The organism is Hymenobacter psoromatis, from assembly GCF_020012125.1.
Classification (GTDB): domain Bacteria; phylum Bacteroidota; class Bacteroidia; order Cytophagales; family Hymenobacteraceae; genus Hymenobacter; species Hymenobacter psoromatis.
The window spans coordinates 3,062,076-3,083,512 of the sequence record NZ_JAIFAG010000001.1; the positions used below are offsets into that span (position 1 = coordinate 3,062,076).

Here is a 21,437-nt window from a genome sequence, read left to right on the forward strand (position 1 = left end):
AAGCTGCTGATAACTACGGCCGGGCCGGGAAGGTTTGCGGGGGTAGGGCCGGCTCGCAGCGGCCGCATTACTACCGGGGGGTAGGCGGCTCGGCAGCCCCGCGGGCGGGCAGCGACTCGGGCGTGGCGGGCGCGCCGGTATTGAGCAAGTCAATCAGGTTAAGGGGCGTGAATTGGGCTGTGTCGCCGGGCTGCACGGTGCGGGTGGTGTCGCGCACGGCCGTAATAATGTAGCTGCGCGCCGGGTCGCGCAGGCTCACCGAGTAATTCAGGTTATCGCGCTGGCTGTTCGTAATCAAGCCTTTGTTCAGCATAATATCGGCGATAAACTTGAAGTACCAGCGCGTGGACCCGCGCAGCTCGCCGTACTGGTTGAACGACTGCCGGTAGTACTTGGGCTTGGGAATAATGCTGGCCAGGTAAAGGCTCTCGCCCAGGTTCAGCTCATTGGGCCGCTTGGCGTAGTAGAAAAGGGCCGCCTCGCGCACGCCGTACACGCCGCGCTTGCCGCTGGGCCAGCGGTAGGTGGTAGGGCCCCACTCCACGATGTTGAGGTAAATCTCAAACATGCGCTCCTTGGTCAGCGTGTGCGTGCGCCCCACCAGCCAGTTCTCGATGAGCCAGACGATGAGCATCTCCTCGGCCTTGCGGGCCACGGTTTTTTCGCGGCTCAGAAACACGTTTTTGACCAGCTGCATGCTCAGCGTGCTGCCGCCGCGGGCAAAGCGTTTTTCTTTGATATCCTCGATGGCCGCGTTCACAAACGCCTTTTCCATGAAGCCGTGGTGCCGGAAAAACTGCGGGTCCTCGGTGGTCTGAATCACGGCCGGCAGGTAGGGCGACACGTCGGCGTAGGGCGTGAAGTCAGGGTTGCTTGGGCCTACTAAAAAGGTGCGCAGCGAATCGCCCTTGTCATTGTAGGCCGTAAATGGAAACTCGCGGGCCAGCTGGCTCAAATCCTCGGCCCCGAAGTGGGTGATGGTAAAGTCCTTGCTGGGTTGCAGCGACGACACGAGGTGCAGGCTGTCTACCCGCGCCAGGTTCACGTCGGCCTTGAGGTGGTAGGTGAGCGTACCGGTGCCGGCCGTGCCCGCCACCACGTCGAACATGCCCGCCGGCAGCGAGTTGAAAAAGGCGTTGGTCGGGGTCGGGTCCGAATCAATTTTCAGCTTGACGACCAGCCGGGGCTTCAGGCGCACCGAAATTTCGGGATGCACTACCAGTTGGTTGAGTACGGCCCGCGTGCCGGGGTCGAGCGAAACGGTGCCGCGGCCCAGCGTCGCCACAAAATCCAGCTGCCCGCGCTGAATCACCATGTCTTCCGAGGCAATCCGCTTCTGGTAGAAGCTGAAGTTGCGGGCCGCCACCGAACCGCGCACCGTGAGCTGCCCGCCGGTTTGCTTATCGTTCGTAAAGTCCTTGCCCATCAGCTCCACCTGAATGGTATCGAACGAAACCAGCGCCCCGAAGCGCCGCGCCACGTAGGGCACCTGCACCGAGCTTTTGACGCCAAACAGCCGCAGGTTCAGGGCGTAGTCGCGCGGCGCGATGGTGCCGCTCACGCCCAGCTCGTTCACCAGCGAGTCGACGGTGGCCGTGAGCCGGCCCTGCACCTGGCCGTCCTGAATGCTGAGGCGCGGCATGGTGAGCTGCACCCGGTGGTGCGGGCTGTCGTAGCTCACCACAAACTGCCGGAAATCGGCCTCGCCCGGCACGTTGCCGAAGCCCGCGTCGAGCACTTGGTTGAGCAGCAAGCCGTAGTTGCGGCCCTGCGCCGTATCGCGCCGCACCACGGGGGTAGGCGATTTTTTCAGCAAAAACGCGAAGTTGTTGGCCCCTTTGGCATCCTTGTGGGCCGTGAGGTGGGCGCGGTCAATCTGCAATTCGCTGAACACCGGCCGGCCCGCAAACAGCGAGCGCACGCTCAGGCTGACTTGCAGGCGCTGGGCCGTGAGCAGCGTATCGCCGGCGGCGGCCGGACCGGCCGCGGCGGTCGGCACCAGGCTCATACCAGCGATTTCGACGGTTTTCAGGGCCGAAAAATGCGCCGGCCCCAGCGTCAGCGTCACGGGATACTGGCGCTCAACCCGGACTTTAACCTCGCCCAGTGCATAATCAAGCAGCTGCTGACGCTTCCACAGAAACACGATGAGTGCCAGCAAAATCAGCGTTAGCAGGCCGGCCAGGGCATATAAAATTCGTTTTTTAGCAAGGTCGGATACGCGCATACCCGCAAAGTTACCGGGTTCTTTAGTTTCTGGTTATTCTTAAACAGGGTGCTCCCATTTTTTGCCGGGCGGCCACTCACGTCTACCTACCCGTTAGTTTTGCCTTCCAAAATCAGGAACCAAAAAAAAATGCTAACTGCCCTTTCGCCCCTCGACGGCCGCTACCAGCGCCAAACGGCTCCCCTTGGCCCATACTTTTCGGAGCTGGCGCTGATGCGCTACCGGGTGCGGGTGGAAGTGGAATATTTCATCTCGCTCTGCGAGCTGCCCTTGCCGCAGTTGGCCGCCGTGCCGCCCGCCGTTTTCCCGGCCCTGCGCGGCCTCTACGAGCAGTTTGGCGAAGCCGAAGCCCAGCGCATTAAAACCCACGAGGCCGTAACCAACCACGACGTAAAAGCTGTGGAATACTACCTGCGTGATGCATTTACCAAGCTGCAGTTGAGCGGTTTTCTGGAGTTTATCCACTTTGGCCTGACTTCGCAGGATGTCAACAACACCGCCATTCCGCTCAGCCTCAAGGAGGCCATGACCGATGTGCTGCTGCCGCGCTTCGGGCAGGTGCGCGACCAGCTGGCGGCGCTGGCAACTGGCTGGGCCGCGGTGCCCATGCTGGCCCGCACCCACGGCCAGCCCGCCTCCCCTACCCGCCTGGGCAAGGAGCTGGCGGTGTTCGTGGCCCGGCTCGATGGCCAATTGGCGCTGCTAAATCAAGTGCCCTACGCCGCCAAATTCGGCGGGGCCACGGGCGGCTTCAACGCGCATTTTGCCGCCTACCCCGGCACCGACTGGCACGCCTTCGCCCAAAGTTTTGTGGAAGAAAAGTTAGCGTTACACCGCAGCTTCCCGACCACCCAGATTGAGCCCTACGATAACCTGGCCGCCTTTTGTGATGGCTGGAAGCGCCTGAATACCATTTTGCTGGATTTGTGCCGCGACGTGTGGCAGTACATCTCGCTGGGCTATTTCCGGCAGACGCTCAAGGCGGGCGAGGTGGGCTCGTCGGCCATGCCGCACAAGGTCAATCCCATTGATTTTGAAAATGCCGAGGGCAACCTGGGCGTCGCCAATGCCTTATTAGAGCATTTTGCCGCCAAGCTGCCGATTTCGCGCCTCCAGCGCGACCTCACCGACTCCACGGTGCTGCGCAACCTGGGCGTGCCGCTGGGTCATTTGCTCATCGCGCTCGGGGCCATTGCCCGCGGCCTCGGCAAGCTGGCCCTGGACGAAAGTGCCCTGGCCCGCGACCTCGACCAGAACTGGGCCGTGCTCGCCGAAGCCATCCAAACGATACTACGCCGCGAAAACTACCCCGACCCCTACAACGCCCTCAAGCAGCTCACGCGCACCGGCACCACCATCTCGGCCGCCACCATCGCCGGCTTCGTGGAGGAATTGCAAGTACCCGAATCTGTGAAGGCCGAGCTGCGCGCCCTCACGCCCGCCAGCTACGTGGGCCGGTAGCCTAAGCGGTTACGAGGCGGGCTGCCGGCTTTTCGGCCGGCTGTCCGCTCGTCGTGCGCGCCGCTCGTTCTTTATAAAGAGCGGACAGCCGGCCCAAAAGCCGGCAGCCCGCCCCGTACACCAACTTGGGAACTGCGCTAGCTCTCGGCTTCTGGCTCTTTCAGCAGGCGTTCCAGCTCACCCAGCTCAAATTCCAGCACGCGCTGGCGCAGCTCGAGGAGGGTGAGGGCGGCCTCATCGGCGGTCAGCTCGGCCGGCGCATGGGTGGCCCAGTAGCCCAGGGCGCGGCGGGGATGCTCGGCGGCGGGCGGTGGGGGTAGGGCGGCCAGCAGGGCGGGTAGGGCTTGCAGGCGCAGGCGTGCTTGGCGCAGCCGGATATCCAGCTTCTGCCGCGCCTGGCCGAGGCGGTACTGCTCCAGCTGGAGCGCCTCCCGGCGGTCGGCCAGGGCCGACCGGGCCTCGGCCAGCCCCGCCGCCGTGGGCTGGGCCACCGGCTCGGGGGCCGGGCCGTCGGGGGCGGGCAGCTGCTGATAAAACGCCACTAGTTGCTTATCAAAGCGCCACGTTAGCCCGCGCCCCACCGATTCTTCCATCGAGATAGCCGTGCGCGGCACTCCCAGGAAGCCCGCCAGCCAGTCTTGCGTAAGCCCGTAGCAGGCCCGCAACCTGCGGAGCGCGTTGTGGCTGGTACGTGGCCCACGCTGCGCCGAAAATCGTTTGGGCAAGCTCATAGTCAAGCGAAGTATGTCATAAAATTTTGTGTCGTAAAAGTATGACACGCTATTTTATGACACATGCTTCAGAGACAGGGTTTTTCAAGTTCGAAACGTTGGGGAGTAATTTCGCAGTCTTCCGCGTTTTTTCCTTATTCCAGTGTCCGAGTTTCTTCACGCTATCCCCGTTCGTCCCGACTGCCGATTTTTTCGCGGCGACCTGCCCTGCCGCCCCAATAAAGAGCACGGGTACCTGTGCGGCGATTGCCCGGTGTATGAGCCGGTTACGAAGCGTATTTTACTCATCAAGCTCGGGGCCATTGGCGACGTCATTCGTACTACCCCCCTGCTGCGGCGGCTGCGGCAGGAGCATCCGGGCTGCTACATTACCTGGCTCACGCTCACGCCGGCTATTTTGCCGCAGGGCGAGATTGAGGAGATTTTGAAGTTCGACTACGCCAGCGCGCTGCACTTGCAGGCCCGGCGCTTCGATATCGCCATTAACCTCGATAAGGAAAAAGAAGCCGCCGCGCTGCTTCACAACGTGGAGGCCCCCAGCAAATTCGGCTACACCCTGCGGCCCTACGACGGCGTGCCCTGGCCCATCAACGACCTAGCCGACCACAAGTTTCTCACTGGCGTGTTCGACCAGCTGAGCATCAGTAATACCAAGCCCTACGTGCAGGAAATTTTCGAGCTGTGCGGTTTCGACTTCCGGGGCGAAGAATACGTCTTTGATAATCACGACGACAAAGGCTACGACTGGAGCGCCCTACCCCCCGCCAGCGCCGGCCCCCGCATCGGCCTCAACACCGGCTGCGGCGACCGCTGGACCACCCGCCTCTGGAGCACCGAAAAGTGGATTGCGCTCATCACCGAGCTGCAAGCCGCCGGCTACGCGCCCGTGCTGCTGGGCGGCGAGGCCGAGCACCCGCGCAACCTGGCGCTGCAAGCCGCCACCGGCGCGGCCTATCCCGGCACCTTCCCCCTCCCCCAGTTCATCAACCTGATGAACCAGCTGGCGGGCATCGTCACGCAGGTCACGATGGGCATGCACATCAGCATCGCCCTGCGCAAGCCCACTATTTTGATGAACAACATCTTCAACCCGCACGAATTTGACCTCTACGGCCGGGGCCAGATTGTGGCCCCCAACCGCCAGTGCGTGTGCTTCTACCGCGGCACCTGCCGCCTCGGCACCAGCTGCATGGAGGAATTACCGGCCGAAAAAGTCTTCGCGGCGGTGGTCGAAAGCGTGCCGCTACCCGCGTAGGCGTCAGCTTGCTGGCTGGCTCAGCTCCCGGAAATACGCTTCGATTTTGACCAGGTAATCCCCGGTATAAAAATCCACCCGCCGCCGCCACAGGCTTTCAAAGCCCAGCATGCGGTGGCGGGTGCCGGTGTAGCAGGCCGTGAGCCGCGCCCGCAGCCACTCTTTGTCCCAACAGCCCCACACGCCCGCCACGTCGTGCAGATTAAACCACAGCGCCGGGGCTACTTCGTCATAATTCAGCTGCCTGATTTCAGCCCAGCTGAAGCCGCTGGCCACGCAGACTTCGGCGATGTGCCGCAGCTCGTCGGGCTGCAACTCGGTGTCGAGGTACATGTCGGCCAGGGCCTGCCACACGGGCCAGCGCCGGGCGGGTTCGGGCACGGGCGGGCGCTGGCTCATAGCTGGCTCATAGCCCGGCCACTTCTTTCAACGCCGCCACCATCACGTCCCACGAGAACTTTTTGGCCTCCGCCCGCACGCCGGCCGCGAAGGTTTCCTCGCGGCCATTGGCGTAAAAATCTACCAGCGCATCGGCGATGGCGAGGGGGGTAGGCGGCACCACGTAGCCCACCACGCCGGCCGGAATCAGCTCGGCCAGGCCGCCCACGTCGGTCACCAGCATGGGCCGCCCGAAGTGGTAGGCCACCTGCGACACGCCGCTCTGGGTGGCGTTTTTGTAGGGTTGAATAATTAAATCGGCGGCGCAGAAATAATCAACCACCCGCTCATTGGGAATAAAATCGGTGGCTCGCACCAGTTTGTTTTCCAGGTTGAGTTTCTGAATAATGGCCTCGTAGGGCGCGGCATCTTCATAAAACTCGCCCGCGATGAGCAGTTTGACGGGTAGGGCCGCCACGCGGGCATCGGCGAAGGCTTCGAGCAACATATCCAGCCCCTTGTACGCCCGAATAAACCCAAAAAACAGCACGTAGCGAAAGTGGGGGGGTAGGCCCAGCGCGGCCAGCGCCGCCGCTTTCGGCTTGGCCGGGCCAAAATTATCGTAAAGCGGGTGCGGCCGGTAAAGCGCCGGCTTGTCGCCGAAGCCCAGCCTTTGCAAATCGGCCAGCACGGCGCGGCTCATGGTCACGAAGCCGTCGCAGGCGCGCAGGAAGTAGCGCGTCAGCGGGCCGTCGCCGGGCCGGCGCTCGTGCGGAATCACGTTGTCGGTGATGGCCACCACGCGGGTGTGGCCGTTGCCGCGCGCCAGCCGCGCCACCGTGCCCAGCGCCGGCCCCATAAACGGCAGCCAGAACCGAAACACCACGAGGTCGGGCCGCGCCCGCCGCAGCCGCCGCCCTACCCCCACCCACGAGAGCGGGTTCACCGAATTGATGCTCACCTCAATGTCCAAATCGGCCGGCGCGGCTTCGGTGCTAAACTGCGTTTGCCCCGGAAACAAAAACCCAGGATATTGCAGCGAAAACGTGATAATGCGCACCTCATCGCCGGCTTGTTGGAAGGCCCGCGCCAGCCGCTCGTTGTAGGTGGCCAGGCCGCCGCGCAGGGGGTAGGCCGGCCCGATGATGACGACGTTCATCGCAGCGTTTCGCGCACCAGGTAGTCGTTGCGCTTGGGTCCGTTGAGCTGAATTAATTCACCCAGAAAACCTGCTAGGAATAGCTGCATCCCCACAATTACCGCCACCAGGGCCAGGAAAAACAGCGGCTGGTCCGTCACGTCACGGGCGCGGAGGTTGTGCCAGGCCAGCCACGCTTTTTCGCCTACCAGCCATAGAGTCAATAGCGTACCGAAGAAGAACGAGAGCGTGCCCAGCGTGCCAAAAAAGTGCATGGGCCGCCGCCGAAACTTGCCCACGAACGTGATGCTGGCCAAATCCAGAAAGCCGTAGATAAAGCGCTCCAGCCCAAACTTAGTGACGCCGTACTTGCGTTCCTGGTGCTGGACTACCTTTTCACCTATCTTCTTGAAGCCGTTCCACTTGGCGATAACCGGGATGTAACGGTGCATCTCGCCGTAGACCTCAATGGCCTTCACCACGCGCTGGTCGTAGGCCTTGAGGCCGCAGTTGAAATCGTGCAGCTTAATGCCCGAGATGGCCCGCGTCGCACCGTTAAAAAGCTTGGTCGGCAGGGTTTTGGAAATCGGGTCGTAGCGCTTTTGCTTCCAGCCGCTTACCAGGTCGTAGCCGTCCTGGGTTATCATGCGGTACAATTCTGGCAGTTCCTCAGGCGAGTCTTGCAGGTCGGCATCCATCGTGAACACGACCCGGCCCCGCGCGGCCTCAAAACCCACGTTGAGCGCCGCCGACTTACCATAGTTGCGGTTGAAGCGGATGCCGCGCAGGGCCATGTCTTGGCCCGCTAGCGCCTCAATTACCGCCCACGAATCGTCGGTCGAGCCGTCGTCAATCAAAATCACTTCGTAGGATAGCCCGCGCGCCGTGAGCACCCGCGCTATCCAGCGCGTGAGTTCGGGTAGCGATTCTTCCTCATTCAGCAAGGGAATCACGATGGAAAGCTCCACCGAAAAAGCAGCCGACTTATTCAAATTCAGGCTTCGCGTTTTTAAGAATGGCTGCGGTTATCAAGCTGACAACCAATCCAAAGAGTAACGTAAGAATGATAATAAGCACAAATAGAAACGGACCATTACTAAACTTAGCTCCCCAAGCTAATCCTTGCTCAATTTGCGCGTCTGACATTGTACCACGAGCTTCCATATCCGCACGTGCTTTTTCCAAACCACGAGTAATAATGTCGGGGTCCACAAAATTGATGTACACGTAAGCGAATACAGCGCTCAGCAACCCAACTACCCCTGATAATAGGGTGCCAATACCCAATCCCTGACCATAGCCCATAAAGCCGGCGCTACACAGTTTAAATTCGCGTTGCGCCAAAACAATTCCTCCTATTATCACCGCATAAGTTAGGTAGCGGAGTGGAGATGCTTCCATATGCATTGCATTCAATCCGAAAGAGATGATGATGCAAATTAATCCCGTCAGTAGCCCATAGCGCAATCCTACTGAGGTCGGAGTAACTTGGGAGTCGCCAGTGGTTTCCATGAGTAAGAGCAGATTAAGCTAGCAGACCGTTCTGCTACTTGCGCAAAAATAGGCCACTTGGTATGGCTAGCACTAACCCCAGCAATAATACACGGGTAAAAGTCCCTACTGCTAAGTCGCGGATAGTCAATTGAGCCATTTGCTGCAGCTCCTGGGCCTCAAACTGAGCATTACGTTTCTCTTTGGGACGAATTTGTTGTTGCACCCGCACTATTTCTACCATCTCCGCCCGGTTTTTAATCAGAGCCGCTTCGCCTACCCCGTGCGCCAGCCCCCATACACTGGCACCTGCGAGGGCCGCGGCCAGCGTAGCCGTGAGCCAGCCCACCGCCATAGCTCGCCCCACGCCCGGCGGCACGGGTGCCAGAAGCCGCCGCAGCGTCCACTGGCTTCCTGCCACCGCGATTGGCACCAGCAGCTGCCCCATCAGCTGCTTGGGACCAAAAGCATTATTTTCAGTCAGTTGCAAGAAAAGTAACCATGCCGCGCCCGCTACCCCTACCCCCACTCCGAAGCGTAGCCCGAGCCGTACAATTAGCTCGCCGGCCGTAGCGCGGGATATTTCTGGTTTGGTATTTGGATTCGCGGCTTGCATAAACTTCTATTCAGCATGTAAGGTACGCTAAGCTCACTTACCACTTTTCTGGTTTAGTTCACGGCTAAGCGCGCCGCGGTTCGTTGCTGCCCCACCCGCAGCAATATTCCTTCGGCCAACAGGCAGGCCAGCACTGCTAACAAGCAATAGCGCCACAACGGCTGGCCAGTTTGTTCTGCCCGGTAGCGCGCTATCGTCGCGGGCTGCTCACTATTTTCCAGCACCCGCACGTTTGGGTGGTTGGGCCCGATGAGCTGCCTTAGCTCAGCCACCGAATAAACCCCCAACTCTGACTCGCCCTTCGCCGAATTAAATGCCAGGGTAGTGACTACCTTACCCTGCCGGCGTAATTCGTAAAAACCCGGTGTTCGTAATCCGGTTGGCACATCCAAGTGCAGTTGTTCCGCTTGTACGCGCTGAATGGGGATATAAGTGGCACTGTCGTGCACTAGCCGGTAGCTCGCCTGCTCATTCGTAGTTCGCTCATCTTCATTTGGTACCGGTAACGTCAGTGCTGGGTCGGTCAGTCGATAAGCCGGTAACTGGTCAGTTCGGTAGCTTACTATCGCCAGTCGATACAGCACCGGCACGAATAGCGCGTGCGTCGCGAAGTCGGAATAGTCTGTACTAAAAGGTGCTGCAAAAATGTAAACGTGCCCTGTCCTACTTGGAAACTCAGTTAAGAAACCATCGCCATCCCGCAGTTGTAGAATGTTCGTGCCTGCCCGCTGTAAGCGTACTATCGGGGCCACTTGGGGCATAGCCACCTGTTGCGGCTGCACCCCGAATACATCCTTAAAAAAAGGGTTACGCGCGTTTGGCATCAGTACTTCCTGGCGTACTGGCAATGCATTAGGGTCATGTTGCCATTGTTCACCCGCTATTCCCAACGCTTGAAATAATTCATTATAAGCAGCATGTGCCGCTATGCTACCAGGAGGTACTATCACTACGCTCCCCCCCCGCCGCGTTACCTCTACTAAGGCCGCTCGCAATCCCGCGTTTACCTGCGGTGCTTCCCGCAATATTACCAAGTTTGCTCGCCGCAAAACGCCATAATCAACAGCCTGCGGCTTAGCATAGCTATAGGTAAACAGCGGTTCGTTGGCATAAGCAGCCTTCGTCATAGGCTCCGGCCCAATCTCTAGTATCCGAATTGCCGAAGCGGGCTGCAGAGTAAAATAATAGGTATTATCAAATGTAATCGGTGTATCTTGAGTCACTACCTTTCCTAAAGCCAGTTTATCGTCAACTAATTGCACTTGCACGGTAGTCTCCGTATTCTGCCCCGCAACTACCGAAATCTGAAAGGCCGCCACCTGTTGTTTACCTAATATCACTTTCACCGGGCAATTAACAAGTGGAATACTACCCCCATTTCGAAACCTAATGTGTAGCGTTACATTGGCACGTGCCCGCACAAAGGCATCATTCAGCCACACGCTGTCCACAAAAATATTAGCCGTTGGCTTGGCCATAAGTGGCACCAACACAACTTCCCCAGCAGTTTTTATATGTTGGATAAGCTGAGGCCGCATTTCGCTCTTTTGAAAATCGCTGAAAATGTACAGCGGCCCTTGCGCTTCCTCTTGCAAAACCGTTCGAACTTCTGCTCTACCCCAGCCCTGCGCCGTGACACCTACTTGCCTGGAGACAGCCGTTAGCAAAAAGGCAGCTTGCTGCATATTTGCTGGTCTTTGGCCTAACAGCGTGAAACGCGCTGTGCTTACATAGCTCTTACCAAGTGCTTGTGCACTTACTACTGCTTCTTGATTAAGCGGTGTATCAGACTGACCAAGCGCCTGCATACTTCCCGAATTATCAAGTAGCATGTTTACCTCATTACTAGTAGGCTTATTGGAAGCTTTACTGAGAATAAATGGTTGGCAAAAAAGTAACACTAAGAAAGCTATGGCTACCACTCGGGTCAGCAAAATTACTAGCTCTTCTATCCGCCGCCGACGCGTAGTCGTCAACTCTATTTCTTGTATAAAACCAGTATTACTAAAAAGCACCCTTTGTGGCCGACGCAATTGCAGCAAATGAATAAAGACCGGAATACTAATCCCAAATAATCCCCACAAAAATCCCGGATATAATAATTGCATTATTCGACAAAGCTCGCGCGTTAATACTAGTCAATAACTGCAAAAATAGTTCACTTATTCAAGTAAGCTATTGCTGAAGATTAAAAAATTACAACGATAAATTTATAAATGTTAAACGCAGAAAGTCCTTCTGAGTGGCGCTGGTAAAAGCGCACGACCCAGAAGGACTCTCGTGATAAATTGGCGGCGACCGACTCTCCCACCGGTGAAGGCAGTACCATAGGCGCACCGGGGCTTAACGACTCTGTTCGGAATGGGAAGAGGTGAACACCCGGGCTAAAGCCACCATTGCTGGCGTTAAGTATCGTGTTCAGTGATACTTGACAAAACTGTTGACATAAGGGAAAAGAGAAAGAAGTAAAAGCTTCTGGGCCAGCGGAAGCCCTCGGTTCCTTAGTACCGCTCAGCTATGTCATTTCTGACTTTACACCTGCGGCCTATTCACGTGGTCGTCTACCACGAACCTTTCATTGGGATGACTCATCTTGAGGTGAGTTTCGCACTTAGATGCTTTCAGCGCTTATCTGCTCCCAGCGTAGCTACCCGGCGCTGCCCCTGGCGGGACAACCGGCGCACCAGCGGCTGGTCCAACTCGGTCCTCTCGTACTAAAGTCAGGTCCTCTCAATCATCCAACGCCCACCACAGATAGGGACCGAACTGTCTCACGACGTTCTGAACCCAGCTCGCGTGCCACTTTAATCGGCGAACAGCCGAACCCTTGGGACCTTCTCCAGCCCCAGGACGTGACGAGCCGACATCGAGGTGCCAAACCTCCCCGTCGATATGAGCTCTTGGGGGAGATCAGCCTGTTATCCCCGGCGTACCTTTTATCCTTTGAGCGATGGCCCTTCCATGCGGAACCACCGGATCACTATATCCGTCTTTCGACCCTGCTCGACTAGTCAGTCTCACAGTCAAGCCCACTTCTACTATTGCGCTCTACATCCGGTTACCAAGCGGATTGAGTGGACCTTTGAAAGCCTCCGATACTCTTTTGGAGGCGACCACCCCAGTCAAACTACCCAGCAGCCACTGTTCTCTAAAAACTCAGAGTTAGGCATCAGGCACAGTAAGGGCGGTATTTCAACGTTGGCTCCACAAATCCTAGCGGACCCGCTTCGACGCCTCCCGCCTATGCTACACATACTGAACCCAACACCAATGGCAACCTATAGTAAAGGTGCACGGGGTCTTTCCGTCCCGTGGCGGGTACTCGGCATCTTCACCGAGACTACAATTTCACCGAGCTCACGGCTGAGACAGCACCCAAATCGTTACACCATTCGTGCAGGTCGGAACTTACCCGACAAGGAATTTCGCTACCTTAGGACCGTTATAGTTACGGCCGCCGTTTACTGGGGCTTCGATTCAAGCCTTCGCCTTGCGACTAAGCTCCCCTCTTAACCTTCCAGCACCGGGCAGGTGTCAGGCCTTATACGTCCGCTTACGCGTTAGCAAAGCCATGTGTTTTTGTTAAACAGTCGCTTGGGTCTTTTCACTGCGGCTTCTCTATCGCTAGAGGAAGCGTCCCTTCTCCCGAAGTTACAGGACCATTTTGCCGAGTTCCTTGGCCGTGATTCACTCGAGCGCCTCAGGATTCTCTCCTTGACTACCTGTGTCGGTTTGCGGTACGGGCCGAATATAGATACAACGTTTAGCAGCTTTTCTTGGCAGTCCTTAGGTACACTATCTGCGTGGCCCGAAAGCCGTGCAGTACTATCACCTTTCCCCTAGTTGAGCGTACTTAACTACTCATCCAATAGGTACGGGCTTTAACGAGCACTTCCGTCCGCTCGCGGTACTTTCATTCCTGCGTCCCTGCATCACTTCTACATCCGGGGGCCAGAATATCAACTGGCTTGCCATCGGGTACACCTCTCGGCTATCCCTTAGGTCCCGCCTAACCCAATTCCGATTAGCGTTGAATTGGAAACCTTAGTCTATCGGCGAATAGGTTTCGCACCTATTTTATCGTTACTCATGCCTACATGTGCTTTTCTGGACGCTCCACCGTGCCCTGACAGGACGGCTTCTCCGCAACCAGAATGCTCCCCTACCACTTGACAAATACATGTCAAATCCCGCGCTTCGGTGCCTAGCTTGATGCCCGCGTATTATCGATGCCCGGTCGCTCGACCAGTGAGCTGTTACGCACTCTTTAAAGGAATGGCTGCTTCCAAGCCAACCTCCTGGCTGTCAAAGCAACTGGACCTCCTTTGTTCAACTTAGCTAGAACTTAGGGACCTTAGCGGCGGGTCTGGGTTCTTTCCCTCTCGGCCGGGGACCTTAGCACCCCAGGCCTCACTGCCGTGTATGAATTTGCTGGCATTCGGAGTTCATCAGGATTCGGTAGGCTCTGACACCCCCTAGTCCTATTGGTAGCTCTACCTCCAACAAACCTAACCACGACGCTGTACCTCAATACATTTCGGGGAGTACGAGCTATTTCCTAGTTTGATTGGCCTTTCACCCCTACCCTCAAGTCATCCAAATCCTTTTCAACGGAAACTGGTTCGGACCTCCACAGCGTGTTACCGCTCCTTCATCCTGCTCAAGGGTAGCTCACTAGGTTTCGCGTCTACCCCCACTGACTACGCGCCCTATTCAGACTCGCTTTCGCTGCGGCTACGCGTCTTAAAACGCTTAACCTTGCCAGTGAGGAGTAACTCGTAGGCTCATTATGCAAAAGGCACGCTATCAGACCATTTATAGTCCTCTAACTGCTTGTAAGCACACGGTTTCAGGTTCTTTTCACTCCGCTATCCGCGGTTCTTTTCACCTTTCCCTCACGGTACTGGTTCACTATCGGTGTCTCAGGAGTATGTAGCCTTAGCGGATGGTGCCGCTCGATTCAGACGGGGTTTCTCCGGCCCCGCCCTACTCAGGATACTGCTACCGTAAATCAGAAATGTCGCTTACCGGGCTCTCACCGTCTCTGGCGTGTTTTCCCACACACTTCAGCTACCTCGATTTAATCAGATATCGCAGTCCTACAACCCCACAGCGGCCGTAACCGCCGTGGTTTGGGCTCCTCCCCGTTCGCTCGCCACTACTTGGGGAATCATTGTTATTTTCTTTTCCTGCAGGTACTGAGATGTTTCAGTTCCCTGCGTTTGCCCCAGTCCTATTAAAGGAGTGGTCACTGGTCTTCAACCAGTGGGGTTGCCCCATTCGGACATCCGGGGATATAACGGGTATGTGCCCCTCCCCCCGGCTTATCGCAGCTTATCGCGTCCTTCTTCGCCTCTGAGACCCTAGGCATCCCCCGTGTGCTCTTACTTACTTCTCGCTTGCGATTCATCCTACACGGGGTAGAATGAATTGCTTATATCTTGTGGATATAAGCCCGCTTTTTACTTCTCTCTCTTGTTTTCCCTTACGTCAAAGAACGTTTACTACTCAATTAGTAGTAAATGCGGAATAGCTGAACTACTTCACGCTAAACCAGTAGTCTATTTGGTATAGATGGCATAGTGGGTCTGCCTAGGCTCGAACTAGAGACATCTACATTATCAGCTTAACGCTCTAACCACAAGCCCAATATACCAATCTTTATTATTTGAATGATGGAAAAGACGCGTGGTACGATACCACATAACAAATTGAACTCACGAGTCGAACTGCTCCAGAAAGGAGGTGATCCAGCCGCACCTTCCGGTACGGCTACCTTGTTACGACTTAGCCCTAGTTACCTGTTCTACCCTAACTGGCTTCGTTGCGGAGCACCAGCTTCAGGTCTACCAAACTTCCATGGCTTGACGGGCGGTGTGTACAAGGCCCGGGAACGTATTCACCGCGCCATGGCTGATGCGCGATTACTAGTGATTCCAGCTTCACGGAGTCGAGTTGCAGACTCCGATCCGAACTGAGAACGGCTTTTCGAGATTGGCATCTGGTCGCCCAGTAGCTACCCGCTGTACCGTCCATTGTAGCACGTGTGTCGCCCTAGGCGTAAGGGCCATGATGACCTGACGTCGTCCCCGCCTTCCTCACTGCTTGCGCAGGCAGTCTAGCTAGAGTCCCCACCATTACGTGCTGGCAACTAACTATAGGGGTTGCGCTCGTTGCGGGACTTAACCCAACACCTCACGGCACGAGCTGACGACGGCCATGCAGCACCTTGCTTTGTGTCCCGAAGGAAAGACCCATCTCTGAGCCGGTCACGCGCATTCTAGCCTAGGTAAGGTTCCTCGCGTATCATCGAATTAAACCACATGCTCCACCACTTGTGCGGGCCCCCGTCAATTCCTTTGAGTTTCACCGTTGCCGGCGTACTCCCCAGGTGGGATACTTATCGGTTTCCCTAAGCCACGGACAATCTTTAGCCCGCAGCGAGTATCCATCGTTTACGGCGTGGACTACCAGGGTATCTAATCCTGTTCGCTCCCCACGCTGTCGTGCCTCAGCGTCAGTATCAGCCTAGTCAGCTGCCTTCGCAATCGGGGTTCTGGACCGTATCTATGCATTTCACCGCTACTCGGTCCATTCCGCCAACCTCGTCTGTACTCAAGCTCCGCAGTATCCAGGGCAGTTCCGCTGTTGAGCAGCGGGCTTTCACCCCGGACTTACAAAGCCGCCTACGCACCCTTTAAACCCAATAAATCCGGACAACGCTCGCACCCTCCGTATTACCGCGGCTGCTGGCACGGAGTTAGCCGGTGCTTATTCTGTAGGTACCGTCATCACTCCACACGTGAAGCTTATTCTTCCCTATCAAAAGCAGTTTACGACTCAGAAAGCCTTCTTCCTGCACGCGGCATGGCTGGGTCAGGCTCTCGCCCATTGCCCAATATTCCCTACTGCTGCCTCCCGTAGGAGTCGGGCCCGTATCTCAGTGCCCGTGTGGGGGACCAGCCTCTCAGCTCCCCTAGTCATCGTCGCCTTGGTCAGCCGTTACCCAACCAACTAGCTAATGACCCGCAACCCCATCTATACCCAATAAATCTTTAACTAAAAACCGATGCCGGTTCCAAGCCTTATGCGGTATTAATCCGCCTTTCGGCGGGCTATCCCCCAGGTGTAGGTAGGTTAGTTACGTGTTACGCACCCGTGCGCCACTAATAGTATTGCTACTATCCGTTCGACTTGCATGTATTAGGCCTGCCGCTAGCGTTCATCCTGAGCCAGGATCAAACTCTCCATTGTAAAATATTCCAAATTCACTACCTAAGTAGGAACGATGTCGAGTGCTAGTTCGACTCGTATTGACGAGTTCAATTTTAATGTTACGCTTTTGCTTACTTACGTAAGCATACTTACCATTTGTCTTTTCCAGTCATTCAAAGAACGTTTGTTGCTTCCAGTTGAAGCAACATGGTGGGTAGCATTAGCTTCCCTTTCTTACCGTTTGCAAGACCCTATTTTAATTGGGAGTGCAAAGGTAGAATAAAATTTTTATTTCGCAAGTTTCGGATGAAGTTTATTTTTCATCTTTTTTTTACGTTTCGCTTCCGGTCGAAGCGGGGTGCAAAGGTAAGAAGTTTATTTCAGTTTTCAAAATCTTCTGAGAGAATTTTTGAAGATTTTAAGTTAACTTCTTAAATTTAGTCGACTTCGATTAAACCGACTTTTATCTGCAAAAGCTTGACAGTTAAGTTTTTGTTTTTGTGTTCTACTATCCCTTATTCTGTTTGGGAGTGCAAATGTAGCGCTTTTTTCTGGATTCGCAAGTTTGGAGCAAAAAAATAAGTTTTTTTGACCTCCTCAACAGCGTTCCCGATGAGCCGTTATTTAAACGGGTGCAAAGGTAAGGCCGCAGGTTTTGAATTTGCAAAACAACTTGGAGAATTATTTTTCCGAGTCCTCTTTGGTTACCCTTGTCCGTTCGATTTGGGAGTGCAAAAGTACTCGGAGAAGGCGCTTGTTGGTAACACTTAGTCCATTCTTTTCTTGGCATTAACTAAATTTTGGCGTCCGTGCTTTAGCAATCAGACGGTTAGCGAATGGCTGATTGCTAAAAAAAACTAGTGGCCAGGGTCGGACTCGAAAAAAAGCGTTAGCGCCGGGCGGAACTGACGGGCGCGCCGGGCTTCGTATTGGTAAAAAAGCTGACCTAGCTGCGCCAGGAAAGGCTCGCCAACGGTGTCGTAATCATAGGCGGCATCATTGATAATACCATCTTGATTAACGTAAAGGATAGCGCTGAGCATAAATTCGGACTGGTGCAGCGAGTCGGCGAAGTAAGCGACATCAGCCAGGTAGCCGTGCGACATACCCACGATGTTAAAAATGCGCAGGCCGGGCTGCGGCATGGCAGCTGGGCTGCGGCCGTAGTAGAGATACTTCTTGTAAGCGTCGAAGTACTTGGCGCTGGTATAGGCGCTGAAGTGGCTGGCGTGGGGGGTTAGATGCAAGTATTGCCGTAGGAAAGCATAATCGGGCGCGGTGAGGCTGGGGCGCTGAGCGGGGGGTAGGGACTCAGGGAATAGCGCGCTTTGGAGCAAGGCGGTGATATCGAGTAGCGGCAGATTATTGGCCGTGGTGAAATCGTAGGGCTTATGGATGATGCGGCTACCCACTTTGTAGGCGCGGCCGGCGAAGACGGGCCCAAGCGGCGGCGCGGGCGTGCGCGGGTTAGTTTGGGCAGGCTGCTTATAGAGGGTATCGCCGATGATGGTAAGAAAAGCGATTGGATTGGTAGAGCGGTTGGCGGCCGTGTCGCAGGGGGCGAAACGGCGCACAATGCGGCTACCCGCGTAGCCTAACTGCTGCAGGCGGTCATTAAGTGGTTTTTGACCAAGAAACTCGTAGAGCCGATTGTAGGCCAGGTTATCGCTGACGAGCAGCATCCGTTTGATGTAGTTACCAACGGTGGCCTGCTGGTCAGAATCGGCGGGGGCGGCGAAGGGCACGGGAGTCTGGCAGCGCCCGGCAACCCCGGTGGCCATGATGGTATTCCGGGTAATTGAGAGGGGTAGGGCGTGCAGCTTTTCGAGGGATAGTAGCGCCACGGGCAGCTTAACCAGACTAGCGGGATTGAAATACTGCTGCGGATTGAGATGGTAGGTGTGGCGGGTGAAGTGCGGCACGTTTTGCGCGTCGCGATTTATCTGGGTGTAGATAATCTGGAGCTGGTACGTGGCGGGCCGGGCCAGCACCGGAGCCAACGCGGGACTACTGCGAAGCAGGCTATCGAGTAGCGGCGAATCGGGGGGAGCTTGCTGCGCCTGGGCCGGACGCATTAGGAAAAGCAGTAATAATAGGCTGGGCAGCAGCGAGCGGATAAACATCGGATAGGATTATAAAGAAAAAGGCCGTGATACCTCATCACGGCCTTTACTATACTGAAGCGAAGGAGCGGCGGCAGGCCCCTACCCCACCTTAGTTGGCCAGCGGCACGCGGCGGCGAGCTAATAGCAGGTTGCTGTCGGTTTGACGCCAGTTGTAGCCGGTGCCGAAGGGCAGCGGGCGGGCGTGGTGTAGACTGTCGTGGTAGGCGGTGGTCAGCTCAGGCTGGTACTGCTTGGCAAAGAGGTTGATAGGCCGCCGGTAGGTGCCGTAGTAGGTAAACTGCCAGTCGCTTTTAGGAAAATATTTCATGCCGATGCCCGAGTCATCTTGCAAAATATACTGGCTTTGGGCCAGAATAAGGTTGCGGATTTTCGAGAAATACGACTTGTGCATGAGGTAGGTGGCCGACTTCACGTAGGTAGTCAGCGGACCGAGGCTGCGCACGTAGCGCAGGGGCGCATCTTTGGCACCCAATTTCCAATCGCTGAGGTCGGCGGAAAAGTAATAGATAGTTTTCTGGCTGCCGTCGGCGGCTTGCAGCCGCAGCTCGGCTCCCGGAATAACCTTGGCACCGGGCGCGCGGGTAGTGTCGCTGACTTCGTGCAGCTGGCCCTGGGCATCGAGCTGCACGGAGCACACGGCCAGCAGGTGGTTGCCGGTGCGAGCCGCGAAGAGCATTAGCAGGGGCACGGCCCCGTCGAGGTTCACCGATTTGAGGTCCACGGCCATGTCGTTGGTGCGGAAGAAGCTGAAATTCAATACCGACCACAACGAGGTTTTCACGGCGGGGAAGAGAGCGGGGTTATCGAGGGTGGCGCGGCCGGGCACGCTGCCCACCGGCTCCAGGCCAACTAGCACATAGGTTTTGCTGTCGGGAAACAGCGTGAAGACGTTTAGAAAATCGGGGCCGCTGAAGGGATAAAATAGGGTAGGGCTATTCTGGCGCACCGAGTCCAGCTCAGTGGAGGCCCAGTGGCTCATGCGGTCGGTGTGGGTAGTGCGGTATTTCGCCCAGCTTTTATTCTGGTCTTTGGCAAAGGCTTGCCACGCGGGCTGGGCCGCCAGCGCGGCTAGGGGCGAGCCGGCCCGCGGGAGTAGGCCGGCGAGGTAGGCGGCCACATTCTGCACGTTGGCCGTGTCGGGGGCGGGCGGTGGGGTAGTCGCGGCCGGGCGCGTGGGCGGCGGGGTAGCCGCCACGCGGGCGGCCGTATCGGCCGGAGCTTTGGTGGTAGTGGCCGTTTGCTTGTCGGTGGTGGCATTGGAACAGCCGGCCAGCAACGCGACGAAAGCGGGCAGCAGCGGCAGTAGAGAAAGGCGCATGGAGCAACGAGGTAAGCGGAGGTTTTTACAAAAAATTCTTCAAGCGGCAGAGCTTTCGCCCACTGTGGGCACGGGCGCTTCGGCCGCGGGCCGGGGGGTAGGGCCCAGCTTAGTAGCGGCGAAATACACTAGTAGGCCGCTCGCTACCGTGGCCAGACCATAGGCCGACTCGTAGGGCTTATCCTTTATAATAAAGATGAGCGTCCAGGCACTGAGGGCCAGGAACAGCAGCGGCGTGAAGGGGTAGCCCCAAGCACGGTAGGGACGCGGCAGCTCGGGCTGACGCCAGCGTAGCACGAACAAGCCTAACACGGTGAGAAACGTGAACAGATTTAAGACAAAGCCCGCGTAGACGAGCACGGCGTTAAAATCGGGCTTCAGGATAAAAACTAGGGTAATAGCTACTTGCAACAGCAGTGCTCGCACCGGAATGCCCGCCGCACTGCGGTTCGCCAGCCAGCGTAGGGCGGGCAGGTCCTCCCCCATCGTTTGCACAATGCGAGGACCGGCAAAAATCATGGCACTGATGGTGGAAACCAGTAGCGCCGCGATGACGCCCCCCATGAGCCGCCCCAGCGCGGGGCCGAACAGCCAGCTGGCCGCCAGGTAGCCTACCTCCAGCTGACCCTTAAGCACCGCCAGGGGGGTAGCGCGCAGAAATACGTAGTTCAGCCCTACATATAATAGGAGTACGACGGCCGTACCGGTAAGCAGAATGCGCGACAGGTTGCGCTGAGGGCGCTCGATTTCGCCGGTGAGGTACACGGCGGCGTTCCAGCCCGAGTAGGCATAGCTAACGTACACCAACGACACTGCGAAGGTCGGGCTCAGCAGCGCCCGCCAGCCCGCCGGGTCGGGCGCGAAGGCCAGCGGCTGCGCGTTGCCCAGCACCAGGCCGACCCCGATAAAAGCGACCAGAATCAGCACTTTCAACGCCGTGATAATCACCTGTAAGCGGCTGCCGGCGCGGGTGCTGCGGCCATGCACCAGCGCCAGGGCCAGCACTACGGCCACGGCCAGTAAGGTGCCGCCAGTGAACGAGCCCCCCGGTGCCAGCGGCGCGGCCAGCGCTGGCCACACGCTCTGCGAGTAGCGCGCCAGAGCCAGCGCCGCCAGGGCAGTAGGCGCGGCAAAGCCTACGGTGGCCGACACCCAACCCGATAAAAACCCCAGCGCCGGATGGTAAATCTGACTCAAATAATGATACTCGCCGCCCGAGCGGGGCATGGCGGCCGCCAACTCGCCGTAGCTCACGGCCCCGCACAATGCAATGAGGCCGCCTACCCCCCACAACATCAGCAACGCAAAACCGCTCTGGATGCCCAGCACCTGGAAGCCCAGGCTAGTAAAAACCCCCGTGCCCACCATATTGGCGATGACAATGGCGGCCCCGGTGCGGAAATTAATTTTATAAGGACTGGACGAATCGGGCATGGGCGGCGGCTTGCACCCGCAAAGATGCGCTTAGCCCGGCCATTCCC

13 protein-coding genes and 3 rRNA genes are annotated in these 21,437 nt (G+C 57.1%); 2 read left to right on the plus strand and 14 right to left on the minus strand.

Annotation, left to right across the window (positions count from 1 at the left end; genetic code table 11):
• Window positions 1–70: 70 nt before the first annotated feature.
• Complete coding sequence (locus LC531_RS13315) at window positions 71–2,227, minus strand: transglycosylase domain-containing protein (RefSeq protein WP_223650972.1); 2,157 nt, start codon at window positions 2,225–2,227, stop codon at window positions 71–73.
• A 129-nt stretch (window positions 2,228–2,356) separates the two neighbouring features.
• On the opposite strand from LC531_RS13315, the gene purB reads away from it, so the two are divergent.
• Window positions 2,357–3,688: an adenylosuccinate lyase gene (gene purB, locus LC531_RS13320; RefSeq protein ID WP_223650973.1), complete on the plus strand. Its 1,332-nt coding sequence runs from the start codon at window positions 2,357–2,359 to the stop codon at window positions 3,686–3,688.
• Between the two features lie 137 nt (window positions 3,689–3,825).
• Here the strand turns inward: purB and LC531_RS13325 are convergent, their stop codons facing one another.
• Window positions 3,826–4,419 carry a hypothetical protein gene (locus tag LC531_RS13325; RefSeq protein WP_223650975.1) on the minus strand — a complete coding sequence of 198 codons (594 nt, stop codon included), beginning with the start codon at window positions 4,417–4,419 and terminating at the stop codon, window positions 3,826–3,828.
• A gap of 142 nt (window positions 4,420–4,561) precedes the next feature.
• On the opposite strand from LC531_RS13325, the gene LC531_RS13330 reads away from it, so the two are divergent.
• A complete protein-coding gene (locus tag LC531_RS13330) occupies window positions 4,562–5,674 on the plus strand; it encodes a glycosyltransferase family 9 protein (protein WP_223650977.1) in 1,113 nt (370 codons plus the stop codon).
• Window positions 5,675–5,677: 3 nt separating this feature from the next.
• Here the strand turns inward: LC531_RS13330 and LC531_RS13335 are convergent, their stop codons facing one another.
• The 12 genes from LC531_RS13335 to LC531_RS13390 form a co-directional block, all read right to left on the minus strand.
• Window positions 5,678–6,073 (minus strand): DUF7079 family protein, encoded by a 396-nt coding sequence (locus tag LC531_RS13335; protein WP_223650979.1) that lies wholly within the window; start codon window positions 6,071–6,073, stop codon window positions 5,678–5,680.
• 7 nt (window positions 6,074–6,080) lie between these two features.
• Window positions 6,081–7,211, minus strand: a complete 1,131-nt coding sequence (locus LC531_RS13340; protein ID WP_223650981.1) for a glycosyltransferase — start codon at window positions 7,209–7,211, stop codon at window positions 6,081–6,083.
• Window positions 7,208–8,158, minus strand: a complete 951-nt coding sequence (locus LC531_RS13345) for a glycosyltransferase family 2 protein (protein ID WP_336245518.1) — start codon at window positions 8,156–8,158, stop codon at window positions 7,208–7,210. The genes LC531_RS13340 and LC531_RS13345 overlap by 4 nt, the downstream gene beginning before the upstream one ends.
• Window positions 8,159–8,174: 16 nt before the next feature.
• Window positions 8,175–8,702, minus strand: a complete 528-nt coding sequence (locus LC531_RS13350) for a DUF4199 domain-containing protein (protein WP_223650985.1) — start codon at window positions 8,700–8,702, stop codon at window positions 8,175–8,177.
• Between the two features lie 34 nt (window positions 8,703–8,736).
• Complete coding sequence (locus tag LC531_RS13355) at window positions 8,737–9,297, minus strand: DUF4199 family protein (RefSeq protein WP_223650987.1); 561 nt, start codon at window positions 9,295–9,297, stop codon at window positions 8,737–8,739.
• Window positions 9,298–9,350: 53 nt separating this feature from the next.
• Window positions 9,351–11,405 carry a BatA domain-containing protein gene (locus LC531_RS13360; RefSeq protein WP_223650989.1) on the minus strand — a complete coding sequence of 685 codons (2,055 nt, stop codon included), beginning with the start codon at window positions 11,403–11,405 and terminating at the stop codon, window positions 9,351–9,353.
• A gap of 178 nt (window positions 11,406–11,583) precedes the next feature.
• Window positions 11,584–11,695, minus strand: a 5S ribosomal RNA gene (gene rrf / locus LC531_RS13365).
• A gap of 84 nt (window positions 11,696–11,779) precedes the next feature.
• Window positions 11,780–14,695, minus strand: a 23S ribosomal RNA gene (locus LC531_RS13370).
• Between the two features lie 340 nt (window positions 14,696–15,035).
• Window positions 15,036–16,551: ribosomal RNA gene (locus tag LC531_RS13375) — 16S ribosomal RNA — on the minus strand.
• Together the 16S, 23S and 5S rRNA genes form the textbook arrangement of a ribosomal RNA operon.
• 818 nt (window positions 16,552–17,369) lie before the next feature.
• Window positions 17,370–18,635: a serine hydrolase gene (locus tag LC531_RS13380; protein ID WP_223650991.1), complete on the minus strand. Its 1,266-nt coding sequence runs from the start codon at window positions 18,633–18,635 to the stop codon at window positions 17,370–17,372.
• A 91-nt stretch (window positions 18,636–18,726) separates the two neighbouring features.
• Window positions 18,727–19,956 (minus strand): hypothetical protein, encoded by a 1,230-nt coding sequence (locus LC531_RS13385; RefSeq protein ID WP_223650992.1) that lies wholly within the window; start codon window positions 19,954–19,956, stop codon window positions 18,727–18,729.
• 39 nt (window positions 19,957–19,995) lie between these two features.
• Entirely contained in the window at window positions 19,996–21,390 is a 1,395-nt protein-coding gene (locus LC531_RS13390) for an APC family permease (protein ID WP_223650994.1), read from the minus strand.
• Between the last annotated feature and the right edge of the window lie 47 nt (window positions 21,391–21,437).

Excerpts from the sequence above, each read along its gene's own strand:
- LC531_RS13390 (WP_223650994.1), bottom strand. The coding sequence starts at position 21,390 with ATGCCCGATTCGTCCAGTCCTTATAAAATTAATTTCCGCACCGGGGCC.
- LC531_RS13350 (WP_223650985.1), bottom strand. The coding sequence starts at position 8,702 with ATGGAAACCACTGGCGACTCCCAAGTTACTCCGACCTCAGTAGGATTG.
- LC531_RS13380 (WP_223650991.1), bottom strand. The coding sequence starts at position 18,635 with ATGTTTATCCGCTCGCTGCTGCCCAGCCTATTATTACTGCTTTTCCTA.
- LC531_RS13335 (WP_223650979.1), bottom strand. The coding sequence starts at position 6,073 with ATGAGCCAGCGCCCGCCCGTGCCCGAACCCGCCCGGCGCTGGCCCGTG.
- purB (WP_223650973.1), top strand. The coding sequence starts at position 2,357 with ATGCTAACTGCCCTTTCGCCCCTCGACGGCCGCTACCAGCGCCAAACG.
- LC531_RS13315 (WP_223650972.1), bottom strand. The coding sequence starts at position 2,227 with ATGCGCGTATCCGACCTTGCTAAAAAACGAATTTTATATGCCCTGGCC.
- LC531_RS13355 (WP_223650987.1), bottom strand. The coding sequence starts at position 9,297 with ATGCAAGCCGCGAATCCAAATACCAAACCAGAAATATCCCGCGCTACG.
- LC531_RS13360 (WP_223650989.1), bottom strand. The coding sequence starts at position 11,405 with ATGCAATTATTATATCCGGGATTTTTGTGGGGATTATTTGGGATTAGT.
- LC531_RS13385 (WP_223650992.1), bottom strand. The coding sequence starts at position 19,956 with ATGCGCCTTTCTCTACTGCCGCTGCTGCCCGCTTTCGTCGCGTTGCTG.
- LC531_RS13340 (WP_223650981.1), bottom strand. The coding sequence starts at position 7,211 with ATGAACGTCGTCATCATCGGGCCGGCCTACCCCCTGCGCGGCGGCCTG.
- LC531_RS13325 (WP_223650975.1), bottom strand. The coding sequence starts at position 4,419 with ATGAGCTTGCCCAAACGATTTTCGGCGCAGCGTGGGCCACGTACCAGC.